This window comes from Lichenicola sp., assembly GCF_965198575.1.
In the GTDB taxonomy this organism is placed as follows: Bacteria; Pseudomonadota; Alphaproteobacteria; order Acetobacterales; family Acetobacteraceae; genus Lichenicola.
The window spans coordinates 872,268-892,753 of the sequence record NZ_OZ240671.1 but is presented as its reverse complement, the minus strand read 5'-3'; the positions used below and the strand labels follow the sequence as shown (position 1 = coordinate 892,753).

The 20,486-nt window shown below is 66.3% G+C and carries 31 protein-coding genes; all 31 read left to right on the top strand.

Annotated features, from left to right (window positions below):
• Nucleotides 1-262: 262 nt before the first annotated feature.
• The gene (gene rpsL, locus ACOEQ2_RS04270) at nucleotides 263-634 is read left to right on the top strand and encodes a 30S ribosomal protein S12 (RefSeq protein WP_174323431.1); all 372 of its coding nucleotides are present in this window, start codon (nucleotides 263-265) and stop codon (nucleotides 632-634) included.
• Nucleotides 635-648: 14 nt separating this feature from the next.
• Nucleotides 649-1,125: a 30S ribosomal protein S7 gene (gene rpsG / locus ACOEQ2_RS04265; protein ID WP_419730145.1), complete on the top strand. Its 477-nt coding sequence runs from the start codon at nucleotides 649-651 to the stop codon at nucleotides 1,123-1,125.
• 75 nt (nucleotides 1,126-1,200) lie between these two features.
• On the top strand, nucleotides 1,201-2,391 hold the full coding sequence (gene tuf / locus ACOEQ2_RS04260; protein ID WP_419730144.1) for an elongation factor Tu: 1,191 nt from the start codon (nucleotides 1,201-1,203) through the stop codon (nucleotides 2,389-2,391).
• 56 nt (nucleotides 2,392-2,447) lie between these two features.
• Nucleotides 2,448-2,756: a 30S ribosomal protein S10 gene (rpsJ, locus tag ACOEQ2_RS04255; RefSeq protein ID WP_012227960.1), complete on the top strand. Its 309-nt coding sequence runs from the start codon at nucleotides 2,448-2,450 to the stop codon at nucleotides 2,754-2,756.
• Between the two features lie 10 nt (nucleotides 2,757-2,766).
• Complete coding sequence (gene rplC / locus ACOEQ2_RS04250; protein WP_419730143.1) at nucleotides 2,767-3,492, top strand: 50S ribosomal protein L3; 726 nt, start codon at nucleotides 2,767-2,769, stop codon at nucleotides 3,490-3,492.
• Nucleotides 3,493-3,503: 11 nt separating this feature from the next.
• Complete coding sequence (gene rplD, locus ACOEQ2_RS04245; RefSeq protein WP_419730142.1) at nucleotides 3,504-4,118, top strand: 50S ribosomal protein L4; 615 nt, start codon at nucleotides 3,504-3,506, stop codon at nucleotides 4,116-4,118.
• Between the two features lie 35 nt (nucleotides 4,119-4,153).
• Nucleotides 4,154-4,450 carry a 50S ribosomal protein L23 gene (locus ACOEQ2_RS04240; protein ID WP_419731132.1) on the top strand — a complete coding sequence of 99 codons (297 nt, stop codon included), beginning with the start codon at nucleotides 4,154-4,156 and terminating at the stop codon, nucleotides 4,448-4,450.
• Between the two features lie 16 nt (nucleotides 4,451-4,466).
• The gene (rplB, locus tag ACOEQ2_RS04235; RefSeq protein ID WP_419730141.1) at nucleotides 4,467-5,297 is read left to right on the top strand and encodes a 50S ribosomal protein L2; all 831 of its coding nucleotides are present in this window, start codon (nucleotides 4,467-4,469) and stop codon (nucleotides 5,295-5,297) included.
• Between the two features lie 15 nt (nucleotides 5,298-5,312).
• Complete coding sequence (gene rpsS, locus ACOEQ2_RS04230) at nucleotides 5,313-5,591, top strand: 30S ribosomal protein S19 (RefSeq protein ID WP_419730140.1); 279 nt, start codon at nucleotides 5,313-5,315, stop codon at nucleotides 5,589-5,591.
• Nucleotide 5,592: 1 nt separating this feature from the next.
• Nucleotides 5,593-6,027: a 50S ribosomal protein L22 gene (gene rplV / locus ACOEQ2_RS04225; RefSeq protein WP_419730139.1), complete on the top strand. Its 435-nt coding sequence runs from the start codon at nucleotides 5,593-5,595 to the stop codon at nucleotides 6,025-6,027.
• A gap of 3 nt (nucleotides 6,028-6,030) precedes the next feature.
• Nucleotides 6,031-6,708 carry a 30S ribosomal protein S3 gene (rpsC, locus tag ACOEQ2_RS04220; protein ID WP_419730138.1) on the top strand — a complete coding sequence of 226 codons (678 nt, stop codon included), beginning with the start codon at nucleotides 6,031-6,033 and terminating at the stop codon, nucleotides 6,706-6,708.
• Between the two features lie 28 nt (nucleotides 6,709-6,736).
• The gene (rplP, locus tag ACOEQ2_RS04215) at nucleotides 6,737-7,153 is read left to right on the top strand and encodes a 50S ribosomal protein L16 (RefSeq protein WP_419730137.1); all 417 of its coding nucleotides are present in this window, start codon (nucleotides 6,737-6,739) and stop codon (nucleotides 7,151-7,153) included.
• Nucleotide 7,154: 1 nt separating this feature from the next.
• Nucleotides 7,155-7,382, top strand: a complete 228-nt coding sequence (gene rpmC, locus ACOEQ2_RS04210; protein WP_419730136.1) for a 50S ribosomal protein L29 — start codon at nucleotides 7,155-7,157, stop codon at nucleotides 7,380-7,382.
• Between the two features lie 13 nt (nucleotides 7,383-7,395).
• On the top strand, nucleotides 7,396-7,695 hold the full coding sequence (gene rpsQ, locus ACOEQ2_RS04205) for a 30S ribosomal protein S17 (RefSeq protein ID WP_419730135.1): 300 nt from the start codon (nucleotides 7,396-7,398) through the stop codon (nucleotides 7,693-7,695).
• A 15-nt stretch (nucleotides 7,696-7,710) separates the two neighbouring features.
• A complete protein-coding gene (rplN, locus tag ACOEQ2_RS04200) occupies nucleotides 7,711-8,079 on the top strand; it encodes a 50S ribosomal protein L14 (protein ID WP_419730134.1) in 369 nt (122 codons plus the stop codon).
• Nucleotides 8,079-8,399 (top strand): 50S ribosomal protein L24, encoded by a 321-nt coding sequence (rplX, locus tag ACOEQ2_RS04195; protein WP_419730133.1) that lies wholly within the window; start codon nucleotides 8,079-8,081, stop codon nucleotides 8,397-8,399. The genes rplN and rplX overlap by 1 nt, the downstream gene beginning before the upstream one ends.
• Before the next feature lie 11 nt (nucleotides 8,400-8,410).
• Nucleotides 8,411-8,983, top strand: a complete 573-nt coding sequence (gene rplE / locus ACOEQ2_RS04190) for a 50S ribosomal protein L5 (protein ID WP_419730132.1) — start codon at nucleotides 8,411-8,413, stop codon at nucleotides 8,981-8,983.
• A 96-nt stretch (nucleotides 8,984-9,079) separates the two neighbouring features.
• Nucleotides 9,080-9,385 carry a 30S ribosomal protein S14 gene (gene rpsN, locus ACOEQ2_RS04185; protein WP_419730131.1) on the top strand — a complete coding sequence of 102 codons (306 nt, stop codon included), beginning with the start codon at nucleotides 9,080-9,082 and terminating at the stop codon, nucleotides 9,383-9,385.
• A 12-nt stretch (nucleotides 9,386-9,397) separates the two neighbouring features.
• Nucleotides 9,398-9,796, top strand: a complete 399-nt coding sequence (gene rpsH / locus ACOEQ2_RS04180; protein WP_419730130.1) for a 30S ribosomal protein S8 — start codon at nucleotides 9,398-9,400, stop codon at nucleotides 9,794-9,796.
• 10 nt (nucleotides 9,797-9,806) lie between these two features.
• Complete coding sequence (rplF, locus tag ACOEQ2_RS04175; RefSeq protein WP_419731131.1) at nucleotides 9,807-10,340, top strand: 50S ribosomal protein L6; 534 nt, start codon at nucleotides 9,807-9,809, stop codon at nucleotides 10,338-10,340.
• Nucleotides 10,340-10,702 carry a 50S ribosomal protein L18 gene (gene rplR / locus ACOEQ2_RS04170; RefSeq protein ID WP_419730129.1) on the top strand — a complete coding sequence of 121 codons (363 nt, stop codon included), beginning with the start codon at nucleotides 10,340-10,342 and terminating at the stop codon, nucleotides 10,700-10,702. Before rplF ends, rplR begins: the two co-directional genes overlap by 1 nt.
• Before the next feature lie 14 nt (nucleotides 10,703-10,716).
• Complete coding sequence (rpsE, locus tag ACOEQ2_RS04165; RefSeq protein WP_419730128.1) at nucleotides 10,717-11,292, top strand: 30S ribosomal protein S5; 576 nt, start codon at nucleotides 10,717-10,719, stop codon at nucleotides 11,290-11,292.
• Nucleotides 11,285-11,485 carry a 50S ribosomal protein L30 gene (rpmD, locus tag ACOEQ2_RS04160; RefSeq protein ID WP_419730127.1) on the top strand — a complete coding sequence of 67 codons (201 nt, stop codon included), beginning with the start codon at nucleotides 11,285-11,287 and terminating at the stop codon, nucleotides 11,483-11,485. Before rpsE ends, rpmD begins: the two co-directional genes overlap by 8 nt.
• Nucleotide 11,486: 1 nt before the next feature.
• Complete coding sequence (gene rplO, locus ACOEQ2_RS04155; RefSeq protein WP_419730126.1) at nucleotides 11,487-11,975, top strand: 50S ribosomal protein L15; 489 nt, start codon at nucleotides 11,487-11,489, stop codon at nucleotides 11,973-11,975.
• A gap of 148 nt (nucleotides 11,976-12,123) precedes the next feature.
• A complete protein-coding gene (gene secY, locus ACOEQ2_RS04150) occupies nucleotides 12,124-13,476 on the top strand; it encodes a preprotein translocase subunit SecY (protein ID WP_419730125.1) in 1,353 nt (450 codons plus the stop codon).
• Complete coding sequence (locus ACOEQ2_RS04145) at nucleotides 13,473-14,147, top strand: adenylate kinase (RefSeq protein ID WP_419730124.1); 675 nt, start codon at nucleotides 13,473-13,475, stop codon at nucleotides 14,145-14,147. The genes secY and ACOEQ2_RS04145 overlap by 4 nt, the downstream gene beginning before the upstream one ends.
• Nucleotides 14,148-14,408: 261 nt before the next feature.
• Nucleotides 14,409-14,786: a 30S ribosomal protein S13 gene (gene rpsM, locus ACOEQ2_RS04140; protein ID WP_419730123.1), complete on the top strand. Its 378-nt coding sequence runs from the start codon at nucleotides 14,409-14,411 to the stop codon at nucleotides 14,784-14,786.
• A gap of 81 nt (nucleotides 14,787-14,867) precedes the next feature.
• The gene (gene rpsK / locus ACOEQ2_RS04135) at nucleotides 14,868-15,260 is read left to right on the top strand and encodes a 30S ribosomal protein S11 (protein ID WP_419730122.1); all 393 of its coding nucleotides are present in this window, start codon (nucleotides 14,868-14,870) and stop codon (nucleotides 15,258-15,260) included.
• 110 nt (nucleotides 15,261-15,370) lie between these two features.
• Nucleotides 15,371-16,390, top strand: a complete 1,020-nt coding sequence (locus tag ACOEQ2_RS04130) for a DNA-directed RNA polymerase subunit alpha (RefSeq protein WP_419730121.1) — start codon at nucleotides 15,371-15,373, stop codon at nucleotides 16,388-16,390.
• 51 nt (nucleotides 16,391-16,441) lie between these two features.
• Nucleotides 16,442-16,867 (top strand): 50S ribosomal protein L17, encoded by a 426-nt coding sequence (rplQ, locus tag ACOEQ2_RS04125; protein ID WP_419730120.1) that lies wholly within the window; start codon nucleotides 16,442-16,444, stop codon nucleotides 16,865-16,867.
• 122 nt (nucleotides 16,868-16,989) lie between these two features.
• Complete coding sequence (locus ACOEQ2_RS04120; RefSeq protein WP_419730119.1) at nucleotides 16,990-20,484, top strand: DUF2126 domain-containing protein; 3,495 nt, start codon at nucleotides 16,990-16,992, stop codon at nucleotides 20,482-20,484.
• The last annotated feature ends 2 nt before the right edge of the window (nucleotides 20,485-20,486 follow it).

Below are 20,486 nucleotides of genomic sequence, written 5' to 3'. Positions count from 1 at the left end.
GACGCTTGACTCGTCCCCACCCTGGCCGTAGGTATCCGCCCCTCGGCTAGCCCCGTCTCAAGACGGTCGGAAGCCGCCTGATGCAGCACCTCGTGTGCGGCGCCGCCCCCGTTACTACAGGGGGCCAAGGCCGCATGTGATCAGAACACCGCGCCGGCGAGCCATGCTCGCCTCAGCGGCTTTTCGTTGTGGATGGCGGGAGACGATCCAAATCCTTGAGCTGGTGGTTCGCCGGCCGAACGTCGAGGATTGGGAAGGGCGTATGCCGACCATCAACCAGTTGATCGCCAAGGGACGCGAGCCCGCGGCCAAGCGCAACAAGGTGCCGGCCCTGCAGGGCTGCCCGCAAAAGCGCGGCGTCTGCACCCGCGTCTACACGACCACTCCCAAGAAGCCGAACTCGGCGCTGCGTAAGGTCGCCAAGGTGCGCCTCACGAACGGCTTCGAGGTCGTCAGCTACATTCCTGGCGAAGGCCACAACCTGCAGGAGCACAGCGTCGTGCTGATCCGCGGCGGGCGCGTGAAGGATCTTCCGGGCGTGCGCTATCACATCCTGCGTGGCGTGCTCGACACGCAGGGCATCGCCAAGCGTCGTAAGCGCCGGTCGCTCTACGGCGCCAAGCGGCCGAAGTAAGAGGATATCGAGGCATGAGCCGCCGCCGTCGCGCTGTTAAGCGTGAAATCCTTCCCGATCCGAAATTCGGTGACGTCGTCATCACGCGCTTCATGAATGCGCTGATGTACGACGGCAAGAAGTCGACCGCCGAGAGCATCGTCTATGGCGCGCTCGAGAGCATGCGTCGCCGTGGTGGCTCTGCTGCCGATCCGGTTCGGATGTTCCACGAGGCGCTGGACAACGTGAAGCCCGCCGTCGAGGTGCGTTCGCGCCGCGTCGGTGGTGCCACCTACCAGGTGCCCGTCGAGGTCCGGACCGAGCGTCGCCAGGCTCTGGCGATCCGCTGGCTGATCGACAGCTCGCGCAAGCGGGGCGAGCATACGATGCAGGACCGGCTGTCGAACGAGCTGCTCGACGCCGTCAATAATCGCGGTTCCGCCGTGAAGAAGCGCGAAGATACGCACCGGATGGCAGAGGCCAACAAGGCCTTCAGCCACTACCGCTGGTAACGAGCGCAGCCGTCTAGTTAGAACCCTTCCAACCCGACCGACCGGCGCCATTCGGCGGGTCAACGGAGAGAGACAATGGCAAAGGCTAAATTCGAGCGGAACAAGCCGCACTGCAACATCGGCACCATCGGTCACGTCGACCATGGCAAGACGTCGCTGACGGCCGCGATCACCAAGACGCTCGCGAAGAGCGGTGGCGCCGTTTACACCGCCTACGACCAGATCGATAAGGCTCCCGAGGAGCGCGCTCGCGGCATCACGATCTCGACCGCCCACGTCGAGTACGAGACCAAGAACCGCCATTACGCCCACGTCGATTGCCCGGGTCACGCCGACTACGTGAAGAACATGATCACCGGCGCCGCCCAGATGGATGGCGCGATCCTGGTCGTGTCCGCCGCCGATGGCCCGATGCCGCAGACCCGCGAGCACATCCTGCTCGCCCGCCAGGTTGGCGTGCCGGCGCTGGTCGTGTTCCTGAACAAGGTCGACATGGTCGACGATCCCGAGCTGCTCGAGCTGGTCGAGATGGAGGTGCGCGAGCTGCTCTCTTCCTACCAGTTCCCCGGCGACGACATTCCGATCGTCAAGGGCTCGGCCCTGGTGACGCTCGAGAACGGCGACCCGGCACTCGGCGAGAACGCGGTGCTCGAGCTGATGGCAGCTGTCGACAGCTACATCCCGCAGCCCGAGCGTGCGATCGACCGTCCGTTCCTGATGCCGATCGAGGACGTGTTCTCGATCTCCGGCCGCGGCACCGTCGTAACCGGTCGTGTCGAGCGCGGCGTCGTTAACGTCGGCGAGGAAGTCGAGATCGTCGGTATCAAGAACACGGTGAAGACCGTCGTGACCGGCGTCGAGATGTTCCGCAAGCTGCTCGATCGTGGGCAAGCCGGCGACAACATCGGCGCGCTGCTGCGTGGCACGAAGCGCGAGGACGTCGAGCGCGGTCAGGTGCTGGCAAAGCCCGGCTCGATCACCCCGCACACCAAGTTCAAGGCCGAGGCCTACATCCTCACGAAGGAAGAGGGTGGCCGTCACACGCCGTTCTTCACCAACTATCGTCCGCAGTTCTACTTCCGGACGACCGACGTGACCGGTGTGGTGCAGCTGCCTGAGGGCACCGAGATGGTGATGCCGGGTGACAACATCTCGATGGATGTCGAGCTGATCGCGCCGATCGCGATGGATGAGGGTCTGCGTTTCGCGATCCGCGAAGGTGGCCGCACCGTCGGCGCCGGCGTGGTTGCGTCGATCCAGCTCTGATCATCGCTGGCTGAGACTGGACGACCCCGAACCTGTGAAGTTGGACTGACTGTAAGATGGACAACCAGAACATCCGCATTCGCCTCAAGGCGTACGATCACCGCGTGCTGGATAACAGCACGAAGGAGATCGTGAACACGGCGAAGCGTACGGGTGCGCGGGTTCGGGGTCCAATCCCGCTGCCGACGCATATCGAGAAGTTCACCGTGAACCGCTCGCCCCACGTGGATAAGAAAAGCCGCGAGCAGTTCGAGATTCGGACTCATCGCCGGCTGCTCGACATCGTCGAGCCGACACCGCAAACCGTGGACGCCCTCATGAAGCTCGACCTCGCCGCCGGCGTGGACGTCGAGATCAAGCTGTAAGGTCCAGACGATGCGCACCGGATTGATTGCGAAGAAGCTGGGTATGACCCGGATCTTCAAGGATGACGGCACTCACGTGCCGGTCACCGTCCTGCACCTCGACAACGTGCAGGTGGTGGATGTCCGCACCCAGGATCGCGACGGTTACACCGCCGTGCAGCTCGGGTTCGGCAACGCCAAGGTGAAGCATGTGACGAAGCCGAACCGCGGACACTTCGCCGGCCTCAAGGTCGAGCCGAAGACCAAGCTGGCCGAGTTCCGTGTGGACGAGGATGCCGTGCTGGAGACGGGTGCCAGCCTGTCGGCCGCGCATTTCGTGGTCGGCCAGAAGGTCGACGTGACCGGCACCAGCAAGGGCAAGGGCTTTGCCGGCGGCATGAAGCGCTGGAACTTCCGCGGCCTCGAGGCATCGCACGGCGTGTCCGTCAGCCATCGGTCGCTGGGTTCCACCGGTAACCGCCAGGATCCGGGCCGCACCTTCAAGAACAAGAAGATGCCGGGCCATCTCGGGTCCGAGCGGGTGACCACCCTGAACCTCGAGATTGCGTTGGTGGATGCCGACCGCAGCCTGGTGATGGTCAAGGGCGCGATCCCCGGCGGCAAGAACGGCTTCGTGCTGATCCGCGATGCGGTGAAGAAGGCGCGACATGCCGATGCGCCGTATCCGGCCGGCCTGGTTCAGGCGGCTGCTCCGGCGACCAGTGCGGCTGTCGCCGACACGCCGGCTGAAGGCTGAGGAAGAGGGCAATGGACGTCGACATCAAGACCCTCGACAACGGCAGCGCTGGTTCGACCAGTCTGCCGGACGAGATTTTCGGGACCACCCCGCGCACCGACATCATGGCGCGTGTTGTGCAGTGGCAGCTGTCCAAGCGCCGTGCTGGCACCCACAAGGTGAAGGGCATGGGCGAAGTCTCCGGCACGACCCGCAAGCCCTACAAGCAGAAGGGCACCGGCAACGCCCGCCAGGGCTCGCTGCGGGCGCCGCAGTTCCGCACCGGTGGCGTCGTGCATGGCCCGGTCGTGCGCGACCACGGCTTCAGCCTGCCCAAGAAGGTGCGCCGCCTCGGGTTGATCTCGGCGCTGTCGCAGAAGCAGGCGGACGGCAAGCTGGTGGTCCTCGACGTGGCGACCGGCAACGGCAAGACCGCCGAGCTGGCCGCGAAGCTGAAGGTGCTCGGCTGGAACTCGGCGCTGATCGTGGACGGCGTGGTGGACGAGACGTTCCTGCGCTCGGCCCGCAATCTGCCGCGCATTGACGTGCTGCCGTCGGTCGGCGCCAACGTCTATGACATCCTCAACCATGAGGTCCTGGTGATCACCCGCGCCGGGCTCGACGGCCTGAAGGAGCGCCTGGCATGACCAACATCCTGGCGATCCGCCGCGCTGCCGAGCGGCTGTCGCGCGAGGCGATGTACGACATCGTCCGCGCGCCGGTGATCACCGAGAAGGCGACGGCGCTTTCCGAGAAGAACCAGGTGGTCTTCCGGGTGTCGATCGACGCGACGAAGCCGCAGATCAAGGCAGCCGTTGAGGGCCTGTTCGGCGTGAAGGTGCTTGGCGTGAACACCCTGGTCCAGAAGGGCAAGACGAAGCGCTTCCGTGGTCGTCCGGGCGTTCGTTCCGACGTGAAGAAGGCGTACGTGCAGCTTGCGGAGGGTCAGTCGATCGATCTCTCCGCCCGGCTCGCGTGACGCAGGGTAGGGTCCGATGGCACTTAAGCATTTCAAGCCCGTAACGCCGTCGCTTCGCGGCACGGTTCTGATCGACCGCAGCGAGCTGTGGAAGGGCAAGCCCGTCAAGGTTCTGACCGAGGGCAAGCACAACACCGGCGGCCGTAACAATCACGGCCGGACGACGTCGTTCTTCCGCGGTGGTGGTCACAAGCGGACCTATCGCCATGTCGATTTCAAGCGTCGCAAGTTCGACGTCGTCGGCACGGTCGAGCGGCTGGAGTACGACCCGAACCGCACCGCCTTCATCGCGCTGGTGAAGTATGCGGATGGCGAGCTTGCGTACATCCTGGCGCCGCAGCGCATCAAGGCCGGCGACCAGGTCGTGGCCGGTGCGCGTGTCGACATCAAGCCGGGCAACGCGATGCCGCTCTCGGCGATCCCGGTCGGCACCATCGTGCACAACATCGAGCTCAAGCAGGGCGCCGGCGGCAAGATGTCGCGCTCGGCCGGCACCTACGCGCAGCTGGTCGGCAAGGATGCCGGCTACGCGCAGATCAAGCTGCAGTCCGGCGAGCTTCGTGTCGTTCGCGGCGAGTGCATGGCAACGGTCGGTGCGGTGTCGAACCCCGACAACATGAACCAGAGCATCGGCAAGGCCGGTCGCGCTCGGTGGATGGGTCGTCGTCCGCATAACCGCGGCGTCGTGATGAACCCGGTCGACCATCCGCACGGCGGCGGCGAGGGCCGCACCTCGGGTGGCCGTCATCCGGTCACGCCTTGGGGCAAGCCGACCAAGGGCTACAAGACGCGCGTCAACAAGCGCACCGACAGCCTGATCATCCGTCGCCGCAAGACCGGCAAGTAAGGGGGGCAAACAGAGATGGCACGTTCCGTCTGGAAAGGCCCGTTCGTCGACGGGTATCTGCTGAACAAGGCCGAGGCGTCGCGCGCATCGGGTCGCAACGAGGTGATCAAGATCTGGTCACGCCGTTCCACGATCCTGCCGCAGTTCGTCGGGCTGACCTTCGGCGTCTATAACGGCCACAAGTTCCTGCCGGTGCAGGTCAACGAGAACATGGTCGGACACAAGTTCGGCGAGTTCTCGCCGACGCGCACCTTCACGGGGCATTCGTCCGACAAGAAGGCGAGGCGCGGCTGACATGAGCAAGCCGAAAACTCCACGCGCCCTCAGCGAAACCGAGGCGCAGGCGATCACCCGCAACATCCGGATCAGCCCGCGCAAGCTGAACCTGGTGGCCGGGCTGATCCGCAACAAGCCGGCGGCGCAGGCCGTCGCCACGCTGACCTTCAGCAAGCGGCGGATCGCGCTCGCGGTGAAGAAGACGCTCGAGAGCGCCATCGCCAACGCCGAGAACAACCACCAGCTCGACGTCGACCAGCTGTTCGTCAAGCACGCCGAGGTGGGCAAGGCGATCGTCATGCGCCGCTTCCATGCACGCGGTCGTGGCCGTTCGGCACAGATCGAGAAGTTCTTCAGCCATCTGAAGATCGTGGTGGCGGAAAAGGCGGCGGCGCCCTCGGCTCCTGTGAGCAGAAGCCCGGCGCCCGACAACACCGAGCAGAAGGCGGCCTGATCCATGGGTCACAAGGTCAATCCGATCGGGCTGCGGCTCGGCATCAACCGCACCTGGGACAGCCGCTGGTACGCCGGCGCCGACTATTCCAAGCTGCTCCATGACGACCTGAAGCTGCGCAGCTACCTGCGCAAGAAGCTGTCCGGCGCCGGCGTGTCGCGCGTGGTCATCGAGCGTCCGGCGAAGAAGCCGCGCGTGACGATCTATGCAGCGCGCCCCGGCGTGGTGATCGGCAAGAAAGGCCAGGACATCGATTTCCTGCGCAAGGACCTCGCTCGCATGGCGAAGACCGACGTGGCGCTGAACATCGTCGAGATCCGCAAGCCCGAGATCGACGCGCAGCTGGTGGCCGAGAACATCGCCCAGCAGCTCGAGCGTCGCGTCGCCTTCCGTCGTGCGATGAAGCGTGCGGTGCAGTCGGCGATGCGTCTCGGCGCCCAGGGCATCCGGATCAATTGCGGTGGCCGCCTCGGTGGCGCCGAGATCGCCCGGGTCGAGTGGTATCGCGAGGGTCGGGTGCCGCTGCACACGCTTCGCGCCGACATCGATTACGGCGTGGCCACGGCGAAGACGACGTACGGCACCTGCGGCGTGAAGGTCTGGATCTTCAAGGGCGAGATCCTGACGCACGATCCGCTGAGCCAGGACCGTCGTGCCGCCGAGCAAGCACCGCAGCGCTGATCCGATCAGCGCAATAGGATAGAAGACAATGCTTTCCCCGAAGCGGACGAAATTCCGCAAGGCCCACAAGGGCCGCATCCACGGACTGGCGAAGGGCGGCACGACGCTCAACTTCGGCGCGTTCGGCCTGAAGGCGCTCGAGCCGGAGCGGGTTACCGCGCGGCAGATCGAGGCATCGCGTCGTGCCATCACGCGTGCGATGAAGCGTGCCGGCCGCGTGTGGATCCGCATTTTCCCGGACGTCCCGGTGTCGACCAAGCCGGCCGAGGTCCGCATGGGCTCCGGCAAGGGTTCGCCCGAGTTCTGGGTGGCGCGGGTCAAGCCGGGCCGGATCGTGTTCGAGATCGACGGCGTGCCGGTCGAGATCGCCAAGCAGGCCCTCGCCCTCGGCGCTGCCAAGCTGCCGATCAAGACCAAGTTCGTGACCCGCATCGGGGAGGCCTGAGATGGCGAAGGCGATCAAGCCGTCGGATCTGCGCGCGAAGTCCGAGGACGAGCTGGGCACATTGCTGCTCGACCTCAAGAAGGAGCAGTTCAACCTGCGCTTCCAGCGTGCCGTCGGCCAGACCGAGGGTGCGAGCCGGGTGCGTGAGGTCCGTCGCGACATCGCGCGGCTCAAGACCGTGCAGCATTCCAACAAAAAGTCCGTGGCAGCCGCCGCGGCGAAGTCCTGAAGGGAGACGGACGATGCCAAGGCGCGTCCTCACCGGGCGGGTGACCAGCGACAAGATGGACAAGACCATTACGGTCCTGGTCGATCGTCGCGTGATCCATCCGCTCTACAAGAAGTTCATCCGTCGCTCCAAGAAGTACGCGGCGCATGACGAAGCCAATGAGTGCAAGATCGGTGACACCGTGCGCATTCTCGAATGCCCGCCGATCAGCAAGCGCAAGACCTGGACGGTCGTGACACGCAACGGGACGCCGATGGGCGAGACCGCTGGTGTCGTGGCCGAGCCGGCTGCGCACTCGTCCGTGTCGGCCTGAAGGGGCTAGAGACCAATGATCCATCCCGAGACCAACCTGGACGTCGCCGATAATTCGGGCGCGCGTCGGGTGCAGTGCATCAAGGTGCTGGGCGGCTCCAAGCGGAAGACCGCCTCGGTCGGCGACGTGATCGTCGTCTCCATCAAGGAGGCGATTCCGCGCGGCAAGGTGAAGAAGGGCGACGTGCACCAGGCGGTGATCGTGCGGACCTCCTTCCCGGTGCGACGGGCCGATGGCAGCGCCATCCGCTTCGACCGCAACGCGGCCGTGCTGATCAACAAGCAGTCCGAGCCGATCGGCACCCGCATCTTCGGACCGGTGGTGCGCGAGCTGCGTGCGCGCAAGTTCATGAAGATCATCTCGCTGGCGCCGGAGGTGCTGTGATGGCTGCGCGCATCAAGAAGGGCGACCAGGTCCTCGTCACGACCGGCAAGTCGAAGAACACCCGCGGCGAAGTGCTGTCGGTGTCGCCGACGACGCAGAAGGCCGTCGTGCGCGGCGTGGCGATCGCCAAGCGGCACACCAAGCCGACGCGCATGGGTGAGGCGGGCGGGATCATCGAGCGCGAGGCGCCGATCCACCTGTCGAACCTGAAGCTGATCGATCCCAAGAGCGGCAAGCCGACCAAGGTCGGGTTCCGGGTGATCGAAGGCGGGGCCAAGGTCCGTGTCGCCAAGGCGACCGGCGAGATCATCGAAGGCTGAGGGAGGCACCGATGTCAGACACCACGGAAGTTCGCGCGCTGCCTCGCATGCAGCAGCGCTACAATGACGAGATGCGGGCGGCGCTGCGGGAGCAGTTCGGCTACAAGAACGTCATGCAGGTGCCGCGCCTGGAAAAGATCGTCATCAACATGGGCGTCGGCGAAGCTGCCGGCGACCAGAAGAAGCTCGACGCCGCGGTGGCCGAGCTGACCCTGATCGCCGGGCAGAAGCCGGTAAAGACGGTCGCGAAGAAGGCGATCGCCGGCTTCAAGATCCGCGAGGGTCTGCCGATCGGCACCAAGGTGACGCTGCGTCGCACCCGGATGTACGAGTTCCTCGACCGCCTGGTGACGATCGCGATGCCGCGCGTGCGCGACTTCCGCGGCCTGCCGGCGAACAAGGGCTTCGATGGTCGTGGCAACTTCGCCATGGGCATGAAGGAACAGATCGTGTTCCCGGAGATCAACTACGATAAGGTGGACCAGGTCCGCGGCATGGACATCATCTTCGTGACGACCGCGAAGACCGATGCCGAGGCGAAGGCACTCCTGAAGGCGTTCGATCTGCCGTTCGTCGCGAGCTAGGCGGCAAACAGCGGAATATCCGTCTTCGACGACTAGAACTCTGTTTTTGGAAAACCGCTGGGCAAGCCCGGCAGGTTCCGGAGGGTAGAACAAGGCATGGCCAAGACTTCCGCCGTCAACCGCAACTTGAAGCGCACCGCGATGGCCGCGCGCGACAAGGGCAAGCGGCTGACACTCAAGAATATCGTGATGGACCGCACCCTTCCTGTCGAGGACCGGTTCGAGGCGTCGATGAAGCTCGCCGAGCTGCCGCGTAACGGCGCCCTCGTCCGGGTGAAGCTGCGCTGCAAGGTGACCGGGCGCTCGCGCGCCAACTACCGCAAGTTCGGCCTCTGCCGCATTGCGCTGCGCGACCTGGCCAGCTCGGGGCAGATCCCCGGCATGGTCAAGTCGAGCTGGTAGGGAGCACGACCCATGTCCATGTCCGATCCACTGGGTGACATGCTCACCCGGATCCGCAATGCCCAGCGCGCCCGTCATGCCGCCTGCGTTGCGCCGGCGTCCAAGCTGCGTGCGAACGTGCTCGAGGCGCTGAAGCGCGAAGGCTACATCCGTGGCTTCCAGCTCGAAGAGATCCGCGCGGGCATTGCCCAGCTGCGCATCGAGCTGAAGTACACGGAAGGCGAGCCGGTCATCAAGGAGATCCACCGGGTCTCCAAGCCGGGCCGTCGTGTCTATTCGAAGATCAAGGAGCTGCCCCGGGTCTATGCCGGTCTCGGCGTCTCGATCCTGTCGACGCCTCGCGGCGTCCTGTCCGATGCGGAAGCCCGCGCTGCCAATGTTGGCGGCGAGGTTCTGTGCCGGGTCTTCTGAGGAGGGATGCATGTCACGCGTAGGCAAATATCCCGTTGAGATTCCTCAGGGCGTCGATGTCGTCATCGCCTCCGGGATCCTGACGGCCAAAGGCAAGCTCGGTCAGCTCACGCTGCCGCTGTCACCGCACGTTGAAACCACCATCGCCGAGAACCGCGTCACCGTCGTGCCCAAGGGTACGGCGGCGCAGGCCCGGATGATGTGGGGCACCACCCGCGCGCTGGTCGCTGCGATGGTGCAGGGCGTGTCGGCCGGTTATTCGAAGACGCTCGAGATCACCGGCACCGGTTATCGTGCGTCGGTCCAGGGCAAGAACCTGGTGATGAATCTCGGTTATTCGCACGACATCGTCTATCCGATCCCCGAGGGCATCACGATCACCACGCCGCGTCCGACGTCGGTCACGGTGACCGGTGTCGACAAGCAGCGGGTCGGCCAGGTGGCTCTCGATATCCGGAACTTCCGTGCCCCCGAGCCCTACAAGGGCAAGGGCGTGCGCTACGACAACGAAGTGATCCGGCGCAAGGAAGGCAAGAAGAAGTAATGAGCACGCAACAGGAATTGCGGGAGCGCCGGCGTGTTCGCCTGCGTTTCCAGCTCCGCCGCAAGGCCGGCGGACGTCCGCGCCTGTCGGTGTTCCGCTCGGGCAAGAACATCTACGCCCAGGTAATCGACGACGTTGCCGGCCGGACGCTGGCCTCCGCCTCGTCGCTGGACAAGACCCTGCGCGAGCAGAGCAAGTCGGGCGCCGACAAGGATGCGGCCGCGGCTGTCGGCAAGCTGGTTGCCGAGCGTGCGCTTGCGGCGGGCGTGAGCCAGGTCGTGTTCGATCGCGGCTCCTATCTGTATCATGGGCGCGTCAAGGCGCTGGCGGAGGCTGCCCGCGAGGGCGGCCTCGCCTTCTGAGGGAAGGTCACGACATGGCACGTGAACCGAGAGAAGGCGGCCGCGGAGGCCGCGAGCGCGAGCGGGATCGCGACGGCGACGATCTGATCGACAAGCTGGTCACCATCAACCGTGTGGCCAAGGTGGTGAAGGGTGGACGTCGGTTCGCCTTCGCCGCACTGGTCGTGGTGGGTGACCAGAAGGGTCGTGTCGGGTACGGCGCCGGCAAGGCGCGTGAGGTGCCCGAGGCGATCCGCAAGGCGACCGAGCGGGCGAAGCGCGCGATGATCCGCGTGCCGATGAAGGAGGGTCGTACCCTCCATCATGATGTCACCGGGCATTTCGGCGCCGGCAAGGTCGTGCTGCGGTCGGCGGAAGCCGGCACCGGCATCATCGCCGGCGGCCCGATGCGCGCGGTGTTCGAGAGCCTGGGCATCGGCGACGTGGTGGCCAAGTCGCTCGGCAGCCGCAACTCGCACAACATGGTCAAGGCGACCTTCGACGCGCTCGAGCGCTGCGCCAGCCCGCGTTCGGTGGCGAACCGCCGCGGCAAGAAGGTCAGCGACATCCTCGGCAAGCGTGAGGGTGCGTTGGAGGCGGCAGATGTCTGAGACCTCCGAGACCACGAAGGGCACGGTCCGCTTCAAGCAGATCGCGTCGGGTAACGGCCGCAAGCCGGGTCAGCAGGCAACGCTGATCGGGCTCGGCCTGAACAAGGTGGGCAAGGTCCGCGAGCTGGAGGATACCCCCTCCGTGCGCGGCATGCTCCGCAAGGTGCACCACCTGGTGAAGGTGGAGGATTGACATGGTCGAACTGAACCAGCTCCGCGACAATGACGGCGCGCACTACCGCAAGAAGCGGCTGGGGCGCGGCATCGGCTCCGGCAAGGGCAAGACCTCCGGCCGTGGCGTGAAGGGTCAGAAGGCGCGCGAAGGCGTGTCTCTGAACGGCTTCGAAGGCGGCCAGCTGCCGATCTATCGGCGTCTGCCGAAGCGCGGCTTCAAGAACCTGTTCCGCAAGGTCTATGCGCCGATCAATCTCGGTACGCTCGAGCAGGCTTTCGTCGATGGCAAGCTGCCGGCCGGCGAGACGGTCACCGAGGAGAGCCTGCACAAGGCAGGGCTCATCGGCAGCGGCAAGTGGGCGGGCATCCGGCTGCTGGCCAATGGCGAGCTGACGCGAGCGGTGACCGTCGAGGTCTCCGGCGCTTCGGTGGCGGCGATCGCGGCAGTCGAGAAGGCGGGTGGGTCGGTCAAGACCACCGTCGTGAAGAAGGCAGTTCCGGAAGCATGAAGGCCAGGGGCGTCTGCCCCTGGACCCCGCCAAGGGCTGAGCTCTTGGGACCCGTTACGAAGGGTTGCGTCGTGGAACACTCAGGCTAGATAGACAGCGCCGTTGCGGACACCCCGTGCGGCGCTGTTCTTGTGAAAGGGACGGGCGCATGGCCTCCGCGGCCGAGCAGCTGGCAGCCAATATGAACCTCAGCACCTTCTCGAAGGCGACTGAGCTCAAGAAACGCATCTGGTTCACCCTGGGCGCGCTGATCGTCTATCGCCTGGGCACCTACATCCCGGTGCCGGGCGTGGATGCGCACGTGATGGGCCAGCTGCTCGCCCAGAACCAGGGCGGCATCCTGGGCATGTTCGACATGTTCTCGGGCGGCGCGCTCGGCCGCATGACCGTGTTCGCGCTCAACATCATGCCGTACATCAGCGCCTCGATCATCGTGCAGCTGATGTCGTCGGCGATCCCCACCCTCGAGGCGATCAAGAAGGAGGGCGAGTCCGGGCGCAAGAAGCTCAACCAGTACACCCGCTACCTGACGGTGCTGATCGCGCTGTTCCAGGCCTACGGGATCTCGGTCGGGCTCGAGAACATGCACGGCGCCGGCGGCGTGTCCGCGGTGATCGACCCGGGCTTGTTCTTCCGGTTCTCCTGCGTGGTCACCCTGGTCGGCGGCACCATGTTCCTGATGTGGCTCGGCGAGCAGATCACCTCGCGCGGCGTCGGCAACGGCATCTCGCTGATCATCTTCGCCGGCATCGTCGCCAACCTGCCGCACGCCCTCGCGACCTTGTTCCAGCTCGGCTACACCGGCGGCCTGTCGCCGATCTTCGTGGTGCTGTTCCTGGTGCTGGCGGCGGCCGTGATCGCCTTCATCGTGTTCATGGAGAGCGCCCAGCGACGGGTGGTGATCCAGTATCCCAAGCGCCAGGTCGGCAGCCGGATGTTCGGCGGCGACTCGACGCACATGCCGCTCAAGGTCAACACCGCCGGCGTGATCCCGCCGATCTTCGCGAGCTCGGTGCTGCTGATCCCGGTGACGATCTCCGGGTTCGCGTCAGGCAACGCCAACATGCCGCACTGGCTGAGCTTCCTCGCCCAGCAGCTCGGACAGGGTCGGCCGCTCTACATGATCTTCTACGCGGCGATGATCCTGTTCTTCTCGTACTTCTACGCTGCGGTGGCCTTCAACCCAGTGGAGACCGCCGACAACCTGCGCAAGCAGGGCGGCTTCATCCCGGGCATCCGGCCGGGCGCCAACACGTCGGACTACCTCGACCGTATCCTGGTCCGGCTGACGACGATCGGTGCCCTCTACCTCGTCGTGGTGTGCCTCCTGCCGCAGATCCTGATCAGCCGCTACAACGTGCCGTTCTATTTCGGTGGCACCAGCCTGATCATCATCGTGTCGGTCACCATGGACACGGTGACGCAGATCCAGTCGCACCTCCTGGCCCACCAGTACGAGGGCCTGATCCGCAAGTCGCGCGGCCGGACGAGAACGCGGTGAACCTGATCTTCCTCGGCCCCCCCGGGGCCGGCAAGGGCACCCAGGCCAAGCGGCTCGAGGCGCTGCACGGGATCACCCAGATCTCCACCGGCGACATGCTGCGGGCCGAGGTGCAGGCAGGATCTGCGATCGGGCTGCAAGCCAAGGCGGTGATGGATGCCGGCCACCTGGTGTCCGACGAGATCCTGGTTGCGATGCTGGGGTCTCGCATTCGCCAGCCCGACTGCGCCAGGGGTTTCATTCTCGACGGCTTCCCGCGCACGCTGGTCCAGGCAGAGGAGCTCGATCACCTGCTGCACGGACTCGGGATGCAGCTCGACGCGGTGCTGTCACTGGAAGTCGATGAGGCCGAGCTGACCGAGCGGATTGCCGGGCGGTTCAGCTGCGCCAAATGTGGCGCCGGCTACCATGACAGCTTCAAGCCGCCCAAGGTCGCAGGCGTGTGCGACGTCTGCGGCAGCCACGAATTCATTCGGCGTGCCGACGACAAGCGCGAGACGGTAGCGGCGCGCCTCGAGGCCTATCGCCGGCAGACCGAGCCGTTGTTGCCCTACTACGAGGCGCAGCATCTGGTTCGGCGCATCGATGGGATGTTGGACATTGCGACCGTCAGTGCCGCGATCGATGCGGCACTGGGAACTCCGGTCGACCGTAAGATCACGCAAAGTTGATCCAGTTTCGTTGACTCGGGGCGTGTCGCCGCTATAGTGCGCGCCCTCAGCCAAGGCTCCTTCATGCAACGGTCACGCTGCATTGGGAGCCGGCGAAATCCGATCATCCGGGAGCGGCGCCGAACCAGGTGCCGCTCGTGTGAAGAGACCATCGCTCGGGTAACCGGGCCGAATTCATGCCCGGTCGCGACCGGGTCCTAGGCCTGGCGGCAGCCGGGATATCAGGCCCGGCACTCGATCGGGCGCGTGAGGAGTATTGGCGTGGCGCGTATTGCCGGCGTGAACATCCCGACCAACAAGCGGGTCGTTATCGGTCTGACTTATGTGTTCGGCATCGGACCGACCAAGGCGCAGGAGATCTGCACCCAGCTGTCGATCCCGCCGGAGCGCCGCGTCAACGAGCTGTCCGACGACGAGATCCTGCGCATTCGCGAGACCATCGATCGTGACTACCGGGTCGAGGGCGACCTGCGTCGCGAGCTCTCCATGAACATCAAGCGGCTGATGGATCTGGGTTGCTATCGCGGCCTGCGTCATCGTCGCGGCCTGCCGGTGCGCGGCCAGCGCACCCATACCAATGCCCGCACCCGAAAGGGCAAGGCAGTGGCGATCGCCGGCAAGAAGAAGGCCACGAAGTAGTCTTTTCGCCGCACGCATCAGCCGAACTCGCGCGTGTCCTCCGGGGCGCGCGCCCATGAACAAGTCAGGACGAAACCCACCATGGCGAAAGCCGCCGCACCGCGCGTCCGTAAGAAAGAGCGCAAGAACATCATCTCCGGCGTGGCGCATGTGCTGTCCACGTTCAACAACACGATGATCACCATCGCCGACGCGCAGGGCAACGCCATCGCCTGGTCGTCCGCCGGCAGCCAGGGCTTCAAGGGTTCGCGCAAGTCGACCCCGTATGCCGCCCAGGTCGCCGCCGAGGACGCCGGCAAGAAGGCTCGCGAGCACGGCATGGAGACGCTGGAGATCGAGGTGTCCGGCCCGGGTTCGGGTCGCGAGAGCGCGCTGCGTGCGTTGCAGGCTGTCGGGTTCTCGATCACCGCCATCCGCGACATGACGCCGATCCCGCATAACGGCTGTCGTCCGCGCAAGCGCCGTCGCGTCTGATCGCACGCGCCTGACCTGATCGCCGCTGGGTTCGCCCGGCGGTTTCCGGCTGCCGCTTTCGTTCCCGTTGGGTGCCTGGCGGCGGTTCCTCGTTTTGAAAGGCCACTCTCTTGGTCCTCCAGAAGAACTGGCAGTCCCTGATCAAGCCGGAAAAGCTGGAAGTCGAGCCCGGCAACGAGCCCCTGCGCACCGCGACCGTCGTTGCGGAGCCCCTGGAGCGCGGCTTCGGCATGACGCTCGGCAACGCGATCCGTCGCATCCTGCTCTCCTCGCTGCAGGGCGCTGCCGTCACCGCGATCCAGATCGACGGCGTGCTGCACGAATTCTCGTCGATCCCGGGTGTCCGCGAGGACGTCACCGACATCGTGCTGAACATCAAGCAGCTCGCCCTTCGCATGCATGGCGAAGGCCCGAAGCGCATGGTGCTGACCGCGACCGGTCCGGGCGAGGTCCGTGCCGGCCAGATCCAGGTCGGCCACGATATCGAGGTGATGAACCCGGACCTCGTGATCTGCACCCTCGATGACGGCGTGAAGCTCGGCATGGAGTTCACGGTCAATCTCGGCAAGGGCTACGTCCCGGCCGTTGCCAACCGGCCCGAGGATGCGCCGATCGGGCTGATCCCGATCGATGCGATCTACTCGCCGGTGCGCCGCTGCTCGTACAAGGTCGAGCCGACCCGCGTCGGCCAGGTCACCGACTACGACAAGCTGCTGCTGACGGTCGAGACCAACGGCGCGGTGACGCCCGAGGACGCGGTGGCGCTCGCCGCCCGCATCCTGCAGGACCAGCTGCAGCTGTTCATCAACTTCGACGAGCCGCGCCCGGTGCGTCCGGAAGAGCCGCAGGACGACCTGCCGTTCAACCGCAACCTGCTGCGCAAGGTCGACGAGCTCGAGCTGTCGGTGCGTTCGGCGAACTGCCTGAAGAACGACAACATCGTCTATATCGGCGACCTCGTTCAGAAGACCGAGCAGGAAATGCTGCGGACGCCGAACTTCGGCCGCAAGTCGCTGAACGAGATCAAGGAAGTGCTGACCGCCATGGGCCTGGCACTGGGCATGAACGTCCCGTCCTGGCCGCCTGAGAACATCGAAGACCTGGCCAAGCGGCTCGACGAGCCGTTCTGATCCAACACTCACCCGTCAGGCTTTTTGGCCGGATAACAGGATAATCTCACCATGCGTCACGGTGTAGCCGGCCGGAAGCTCGGCGTTACCTCCACCCACCGCCTCGCCATGTTCCGCAACATGGCCGTCGCGTTGATCAAGCACGAGCAGATCACCACCACCCTGCCGAAGGCGAAGGAGCTGCGGCCGGTTGCCGAGAAGCTCATCACCCTGGGCAAGCGCGGTGGCCTGCATGCCCGTCGTCAGGCGTACGCGCAGCTGCGGGACGACGTCATCGTCTCCAAGCTCTTCGGCGTCATCGCCGAGCGCTACAAGGGTCGCCAGGGCGGCTATTGCCGCGTGCTGAAGGCGGGCATCCGCCACGGCGACGCGGCCGACATGGCGGTGATCGAGCTGGTCGAGCGTGATGTCGCGGCAAAGGGCCTGGATAGCGGCCCGAAGCCAGAGATCGTCGAGAGCGAGAACGACTTCTCGTAGGCGACGCCAAATCACGATCGAAAGGGCGGCCGGGCGAAAGTCCGGCCGCCTTTTTGTTGGCGTCATGGCTGCCGCGTGAGACGCTGGGCAACGCGCGCATTACAGCCGGAGACGCCCGCCCGATGACGCTCCACGTCGCCCTGACCCACCGCACCGCCTATCGATACGACCGGCCGATCGTGCTCGGACCGCAGACCATCCGGCTGCGTCCGGCGCCGCATTCGCGTACCCCGGTGCTGTCCTACGCGCTGACCATCGAGCCGCCGGATCACTTCATCAATTGGCAGCAGGACCCGCAGGGCAATTTCCTGGCCCGCGTGGTGTTTCCGGAGCGGGTGACGCAGTTCTCGGTGATCGTCGATCTCGTCGCCGACATGGCCACGATCAACCCGTTCGACTTCTTCCTCGAGCCGGAAGCCGAGGAGTGGCCGTTCGCCTACGATCCGGTGCTCGACACCGAGCTCGCCCCGTTCCGCCAGGCGGAAGCGCCGGGACCGCTGCTGAATGCGCTGCTGGCCGGCATCCCGCGCGACACCACGCGCACGGTGCCGATGCTGGTTGGGCTGAACGCGATGCTGCGCGATCGGGTCGACTACATCGTGCGGCTGGAGGCGGGCGTCTGGACGCCGGAGCAGACGCTGGCGGAGGGGCGCGGTTCGTGTCGCGATTCCGCCTGGCTGTTCGTGCAGGTGGCGCGCCATCTCGGCCTCGCCGCCCGATTCGTGTCCGGCTACCTGATCCAGTTGAAGCCCGATCCCGATACCCAGGGTGACGGTGCGCAAGGCGCGTCCGCGGACTTCACCGACCTGCATGCCTGGGCGGAGGTGTATCTGCCCGGTGCCGGCTGGATCGGCTTCGACGTGACCTCCGGGCTGCTGACCGGCGAGGGCCACATTCCGCTCGCCGCCAGCCCGGAGCCGGGGTCAGCCGCGCCGATCAGTGGCTTGGTCGAACGCAACGAGGGCAGCTTCGATTTCGCGATGTCGGTCACCCGCATCGCCGAGACCCCGCGCACGACAGCCCCGTATCCGGAGCCGGCCTGGCAGGCGATCCTGGCAATGGGGGTGACCGTCGACCAGGCACTCGCCACCGGCGACGTCCGGCTGACCATGGGCGGCGAGCCGACCTTCATCGCAGCGACCGACATGGACGCCGACGAGTGGAACGCCGACGCCCTGGGCCCGACCAAGCGGCCGCTGGCCGGCAAGCTGATCCGCAAGTTGCTGCCGCATTGGGCGCCGGGCGCGGTGCTGCAATACGCCACCGGCAAGCATTATCCGGGCGAGCAGCTGCCGCGCTGGGCGATCCACGCGACCTGGCGGCGCGACGGCGAACCGATCTGGCGCGATTCCGCGTTGCTGGCCTCCGACGGTGACGACGATGCGGCGACCACAGCGGATGCGGCCGCTTTCGCACGTGCGCTGGCCCTGGAGCTCGGGCTCGATCCCGACCGCGTGCTGCCGGCGTACGAGGACATCCACTACCATCTGTGGCGCGAGCACCGGCTGCCGGCCAACGTTCTTGTCGAAGATGCCAAGCTCGCCGATCCGCTGGAGCGGGCGCGGCTGGCGCGTGTGTATGGAAGCGGCCTGACCGCGGAAGTCGGGAGCGTGCTGCCGCTGCAACGGATCGACGCCGGTGGCGGCAGGGCGTGGCAGACCGGGCGCTGGCTGCTGCGCTCGGACCTGCTGTTCCTGGTGCCCGGCGACAGCGCGATCGGCGTCCGGCTGCCGTTGCAGAGCCTGGAATGGGCCGAGCGCGATGCCATCGAGACCGAGCTCGAGCGCGACCCATTCGCGCCGGTGGAGGCGCTGCCGCCAGCCGCCGAGCCGGTGGAGCAGCGTCGCGGCAGCCGTGCCAGCTATGGCGCCAGCAACGACGATGGCGAAGGCGCGATCCTGGTGGGCCGCGATGGCCAGCCGCTGGACGCTGCAACCAGCCTGGAAGAACTTGGCCACGCGACCCTGCCGCCGCGGGCGCCGGCGCCGTTGCGTACGGCCACCCCCGCCGGACCGACGCTGACCATGATGCGGCCACAGGCGCCGGTCGCCGATCTCCGCGGCGAGGACGAAGAGCGCGACGCCACGCGCCTGGTGCGCACCGCCCTCACCGTCGAGGCGCGGCACGGCCTGATCCATGTGTTCCTGCCGCCGCTGACGCTCGCCGAGGACTGGCTCGACCTGGTCGCGGCAATCGAGAGCGTGGCCGCCCAGGAGCGTCGTCCGGTGATCCTGGAAGGCTACCCGGCACCGCATGACGTCCGGCTGCAGAGCTTCTCGGTGACGCCCGATCCGGGCGTGATCGAGGTCAACGTGCATCCGGCGACCAGCTGGACCGAGCAGGTCGAGCGCACCGAGCTGCTGTACCGGATGGCGCGCGAGGTCGGGCTCGGCACGGAGAAGTTCCTGCTCGATGGCCGCCATGTCGGCACCGGTGGCGGCAACCACGTGGTGATGGGCGGAGCCAAGCCGGAGGACAGCCCGTTCCTGCGCCGGCCCGACCTGCTGAAGTCGCTGATCGGCTTCTGGCACAACCATCCGAGCCTGTCGTACCTGTTTTCCGGGCTGTTCATCGGCCCGACCAGCCAGCACCCGCGGGTCGACGAGGCGCGCCAGGACAGCCTCGCCGAGCTGGAGATCGCGTTCTCGCAGATCACCCCGGGCGCCCGCGTGCCGCACTGGCTGGTCGACCGGCTGCTGCGCAACCTGCTGGTCGACATGACCGGCAACACCCACCGCACCGAGTTCTGCATCGACAAGCTGTATGCGCCGGAGAGCAGTTCCGGCCGGCTCGGGCTGGTCGAGTTGCGCGCGATGGAGATGCCGCCGCATCCGCAGATGGCGGTTGCCCAGGCGCTGCTGCTGCGGGCGTGCATCGCGGCGTTCTGGAGCCGGCCGTACGAGCGCCGGCTGGTCCGCTGGGGCACGCGGCTGCACGATGCGTTCATGTTGCCGCACTATGTGGACGAGGATCTGCGCGACGCGCTGGAGGATCTGGCCGCACACGGCTTCCGGCTGGATCCCGAGTGGTTCGCGCCGCATCTGGCGTTCCGCTTCCCGCTGGCCGGCAGCGTGACGGTCAGCGGCATCACCATCGAGCTGCGCCAGGCGCTGGAGCCGTGGCCGGTGCTCGGCGAGACCCCCGGGATCGGCGGCACCGTGCGCCATGTCGACAACTCGGTGGAGCGTCTCGAGGTGCGTGTCGATGGCTGGACCCCGGAGCGCTACGTGCTCGCCTGCAACGGAGTCGCGGTGCCGCTGACCGCGACCCAGCGGGCCGGCGAGGCGGTGGCCGGCGTCAGGTTCAAGGCGTGGGAGCCGGCGTTCGGGATGCATCCGGTGCTGCCGGCGCAGACGCCCTTGGTGTTCGACATCTACGATCGCTGGAGCGGCCGTTCGATCGGCGGCCTGACGCACCACGTGGCGCATCCGGGCGGTCGCAACTACGAGACCCGGCCGGTGAATGCGTCGGAAGCCGAGGCGCGTCGGCGGGTCAGGTTCCAGCCGTTCGGCCATACGCCGGGGCCGATGCAGGAGCCGCGATCGGTGCCGTCGCCGGAGCTGCCCTGCACGCTGGATATGCGTCGGGCGGCGCTCCAACCGCTGGCGGGTCGTTGAGG